Raw genomic sequence first — 4,519 nt, 5'->3', positions numbered from 1 at the left:
CCAGGCGAGCCAGCTCCGGGACGGCGCCATCCAGGCCCTTCAGGCCAGGGAGAAGCAGGAGCTGGACAAGCTCATCGAGAAAATCTACGCGGCGATTGATCAGCTCGGCCAGACGACCGATTACGACCTCATCCTGGACATGACGGCCCTCATCTACGGCAAGGACATCTACGACATCACCGACGAGATAATCGAGGTGCTGAACACCGCCGCCGGAGCGGAGTAGGTGGGAATCCTCGGCACCCCTTCGATGGGGGGAGACGTGGTTCTGAGCCTGGGGGAGATAGCCGACATCGCCGGAGGCACCCTGGAGAGGGGCGATCCCTCGTTGCGCGTGAGCGGGATAAACACCCTCGAGGGAGCCGGCCCGGACCAGGTCACCTTTCTGGCCAACAGGCGCTACGCGAAGCTCCTGCCCCGTTGCCGGGCGGCGGCGGTGATAATAGACTTAAAGACGCCGCCCGTCGGCAATCTGGCGTACATCCGCTGCCCCAACCCCTACCTCGGTTACACCCGAATCGCCGAGAGGTTCGCCCCGGCCATCCCCTACCCGCCGGCGGGCGTGCACCCATCGGCCTCGGTGGACCCCTCCGCCGTACTGGGCGAGGGGGTCGCCGTCGGCCCCCACGTGACCCTCGGAGCCGACGTCAGGCTCGGCGACCGGACCGTAGTGATGAGCGGGACATACATCGGCGATGGCACCCGTGTGGGATCCGACTCCATCATCTACCCCAACGTGGTCATCCGGGAGCGGTGCGAGCTCGGGGCGCGCAACATCGTCTACCCGGGAGCGGTGATCGGCTCGGACGGCTTCGGATACGCGCCCGACGCCGAATGTCGCTTCCACAAGATACCCCAGATAGGCTGGGTCGTCACGGGCGACGACGTGGAGATAGGCTGCAACACCTGCGTGGACCGGGGGGCGTTGGGGCCGACCCGCATCGCCCGCGGGGTCAAGATAGACAACCTGGTCCAGATCGCCCACAACGTCAGCGTGGGGGAGGACAGCGCCATGGCGGCGCAGGTGGGGATTTCGGGCTCGTGCACCATCGGCGACCGGGTGCAGCTCGCCGGTCAGGTCGGGATCACCGGCCACCTGGTGATCGGGGACGGCGTGGTCGTCACCGCTCAGTCCGGCGTCTCCCGCGACATCCCCGCCGGGGAACGCTGGTTCGGCTCCCCGGCCCGACCGGTTCGACGCGCGGCCAAGATCGAGGCCGCCCTCTCCGACCTGCCCGAGATGCGCCGGGAACACCGGGCGCTCATGCAGAGGATCGGGGAGCTCGAGAGGCGGATTGCGGAGCTGGAGGCCCGCGGTGGCGGATAACGCGGAAAAGCAGAGGACCATCGCCCGTACGGTGGAACTGACGGGAATCGGTCTCCACACCGGTAATCTCTGCCGGATGCGGTACCTGCCCGCCGATGCGGAGACGGGTTACCTCTTCCGGAGGGTGGACCTGCCCGGGAAGCCCGAGATAAAAGCCCTCGCCGATTACGTGACGGACACCTCCCGGGGCACGACCCTGGGGTCGGGCGAGGTGGAGGTCCACACCGTGGAGCACATCCTCAGTGCCCTCTCCGGCTGCGGGGTAGACAACGCGGTCATCGAGGTGGACTCCAGCGAGCCCCCCGTAACCGACGGGAGCGCCCTGCCCTTCGCGAATGCGTTAAATGACGCGGGCCGCGTGGAGCAGGACGCCCCGCGGCGCTACCTGGAGCCCAGACGGCCCATCGTCCATGACATCGGCACGGCCCAGATGCTCGTCCTGCCGCATCCCGGACCGCTCCGGGTCTCCCTGGCCCTCCACTTCGACCACCCCGTGCTGCAAAGCCAGTACCTGGACTTCAGCGTCGAGGACGGTCGGTTTGCCGAAGAGATAGCGCCCGCCCGCACCTTCTGCTTCCTCCACGAGGTCCAGGCCCTGCGCCGCGCCGGGCTGATCCGCGGCGGTTCGCTGGCCTGCGCCATCGTCATCGGCGATGAGGAGATATTGAACGACAACCTGCGCTTCGCCGACGAGTTCGTCCGTCACAAGGTCCTCGACCTCCTCGGCGACCTCACCCTGGTGGGCGCGACGCTCCGGGCCCACGTCATCAGCATCAAGGGAGGGCACACCACCAACGTGGGGCTGGCGCGTAAAATCCGGGCGGAGCTCATGTGACCCCGGAGCCGCCGACCGCGCCATCCAGCGGCTTCGTAAGGCGCACAAGTTCACCGAGCCACAGTCGAAGTGGCTCGACCGCCGCCGAACAAGTGAAGATCGAAACCGTCGTCGACCGCGAGTCCCTCGACCGGGGGCAGTTCAAGTCCCAGGGGGGCTTCGCGCGCTTCAACAAGGTCTTCGACGGGAAGCTCGCGAGCGTGCTCGGCGAGCTCGCCGAGGAGGTTTGGAAGGATGCGGGCTGACGTTCTAGGGCCGGCCGACGTCGTCGCGCGGGTCTGCGGCGCTCTGCTCCGCGAGGATTGCGACACCGCGCGAGCGATTGCCGTTGCCGAGTATCCCTTCATTCGCCACGCGAACACGGGCCGCAAGTACACGGAGCTTCAGTCGATGCGCGTGTTCTTGCGTGACCGCTTCACCGACCGCTACTCCGGCGCGCGCCTCGTTTTTCCTGCGACCCTGCGACTGCTCTCGAAGGTCATGCCCGAGGAGTTTCCTGCTCATCCCAACTGGAAGATGAGCGATTGCCACATCGCGTATTGGGAGCTCTTCCCGACCATCGATCACGTGGTGCCGGTCGCGCGCGGCGGTTCCGACGACGAGCCCAACTGGGTGACCACGTCGATGCTCCGAAACGCTGCGAAGTCGAATTGGACGCTCGGCGAGCTCGGCTGGTCGCTGCGCTCCGTCGATCCCGACGACGCCTGGGATGGCCTTGTGTGCTGGTGCCTCGACTACCTCGCGGCTCGCCCCGAGCACCTCTCCGACAAGTACATCGCCCGCTGGCACCGAGCCGCCCTAACGGCTCTCGAGACATCGACATGAAGACGCAAGAGATCGTGAGGGGACGCCGCCGTATGGAACGAAACCGGGACCGCCCAGGGCGCGCCCTTTGTGGTAAAATACTTTGAAAATTATCCTCACCCGCCGGAACAATAAATCGGGGAGGTCGCGACCCATGCCGCCCGGTATAATGGACATCAAGGGCATCCTCGCCAAGCTGCCCCACCGCTACCCGTTCCAGATGGTGGACCGGGTAGTGGAGGTCGAGCCGCTCCGCTACATCAAGGCCTACAAGAACGTCACCCACAACGAGCCCTACTTCACCGGCCATTTCCCCGGCGAGCCGATCATGCCCGGGGTGATGCAGGTCGAGGCGCTGGCCCAGGCGGGGGGCATCCTCCTCCACTTCTCCTACGATCTCACGGAGGGCCAGGTGATCCTCCTGCGGGGCTTCGACGACATGAAGCTCCGGCACACCGTGGTTCCCGGCGATCGCCTGGACCTATACACCGAGATAATCACCATCCACCGAGGTCTGTGCAAGATGAAAGCCCGGGCTTCCGTGGATGGAAAAACGACCGTCTCCGGCATCATGAGCTGCTACTTCGAGGTGCCCGAGGGCGGGGTCGAGGTGTTGGGCAACGGGAAAAAGATACCGAAAACGGGGGGGTAAATGCCCCTGGTCCACCCCAGCTCCATCGTCCACCCCGAGGCCCGGTTGGCCGAAGACGTCATCGTGGGCCCCTTCTCGTGCGTGGGCTCCGGCGTGACCATCGGCGCCGGGACGGTGCTCAAGAGCCACGTCGTCATCGAGGGGCCGACGAAAATCGGCGAACACAACACCATCTTCCCCTTCGCCGTCATCGGCGTCGTCCCCCAGGACCTGAAGTTCGAGGGCGAGCCGAGCGAGACCATCATCGGGGACTCGAACACCCTCCGGGAGGGGGTGACCATCCACCGGGGGACGCAGGCGAGCATGCGGACCCAGGTGGGCTCGGGGTGCCTCTTGATGGCCTACTCCCACGTGGCCCACGACTGCGTGGTGGGCTCGGGCGTGATTCTGGCCAACGTGGCGACCCTGGCCGGTCACGTGACGGTGGATGACTACGCGATAATCGGCGGCCTGACCGGCGTACAGCAGTTCAACCACGTGGGCGCCTACTCGTACACGGGCGGCGGCTGCATGGTCACCCAGGGCATCCCCCCCTTCATGCGCGTCTACAACTACCCCGCGACCCACGTCGGCTCGATCAACGATGTCGGTCTCAAGCGCCACGGCTTCTCCGACGAGCGCGTGGGCCTGATCAAGCGGGCCTACCGCATCCTCTACCGCTCCGGGCTGGCGCCCAAGGGGGCCCTGGAGAGGATAAAGGCCGAGCTGGAGCCCAACGAGGACATCGCGCGGCTGACGGCTTTTTTGGAGAGCGCGGACCGGGGGATAGTCAAGGGTGGCGGCCGGTGGGAGACCGGCGGCCGTGGAGCCGGCGGCGAGGCGTAGGGTATTGTCGCGCCTGGTGAGTCGGGGGCATTATCCGTAACACCGAATCTGAAATGTAGGGCGGGGACTTTAGTCC

The 4,519-nt window shown here is 66.2% G+C and carries 7 protein-coding genes; all 7 read left to right on the top strand.

Features of this window, described 5'->3' with window-relative positions; genetic code table 11:
• Positions 1-226, top strand: a 226-nt coding sequence (locus NTW26_06715; GenBank protein MCX7021948.1) for an OmpH family outer membrane protein, incomplete at its 5' end; no start/stop codon positions are given.
• Positions 227-1,327: a UDP-3-O-(3-hydroxymyristoyl)glucosamine N-acyltransferase gene (gene lpxD, locus NTW26_06710; protein MCX7021947.1), complete on the top strand. Its 1,101-nt coding sequence runs from the start codon at positions 227-229 to the stop codon at positions 1,325-1,327.
• Positions 1,317-2,162: a UDP-3-O-acyl-N-acetylglucosamine deacetylase gene (gene lpxC, locus NTW26_06705; GenBank protein ID MCX7021946.1), complete on the top strand. Its 846-nt coding sequence runs from the start codon at positions 1,317-1,319 to the stop codon at positions 2,160-2,162. The genes lpxD and lpxC overlap by 11 nt, the downstream gene beginning before the upstream one ends.
• Positions 2,163-2,254: 92 nt before the next feature.
• Positions 2,255-2,407, top strand: a complete 153-nt coding sequence (locus NTW26_06700; GenBank protein ID MCX7021945.1) for a hypothetical protein — start codon at positions 2,255-2,257, stop codon at positions 2,405-2,407.
• Positions 2,397-2,987, top strand: coding sequence for an HNH endonuclease (locus NTW26_06695; GenBank protein ID MCX7021944.1), 591 nt, complete (start codon positions 2,397-2,399; stop codon positions 2,985-2,987). Before NTW26_06700 ends, NTW26_06695 begins: the two co-directional genes overlap by 11 nt.
• A gap of 133 nt (positions 2,988-3,120) precedes the next feature.
• The gene (gene fabZ, locus NTW26_06690) at positions 3,121-3,618 is read left to right on the top strand and encodes a 3-hydroxyacyl-ACP dehydratase FabZ (protein ID MCX7021943.1); all 498 of its coding nucleotides are present in this window, start codon (positions 3,121-3,123) and stop codon (positions 3,616-3,618) included.
• On the top strand, positions 3,619-4,443 hold the full coding sequence (gene lpxA / locus NTW26_06685) for an acyl-ACP--UDP-N-acetylglucosamine O-acyltransferase (protein MCX7021942.1): 825 nt from the start codon (positions 3,619-3,621) through the stop codon (positions 4,441-4,443).
• Positions 4,444-4,519: the final 76 nt, after the last annotated feature.

It is taken from the genome of bacterium (assembly GCA_026398675.1).
Lineage (GTDB): Bacteria > RBG-13-66-14 > RBG-13-66-14 > RBG-13-66-14 > RBG-13-66-14 > RBG-13-66-14.
The sequence above is the reverse complement of the archived record's forward strand: the minus strand, read 5'-3'. Positions and strand labels throughout refer to the sequence as shown.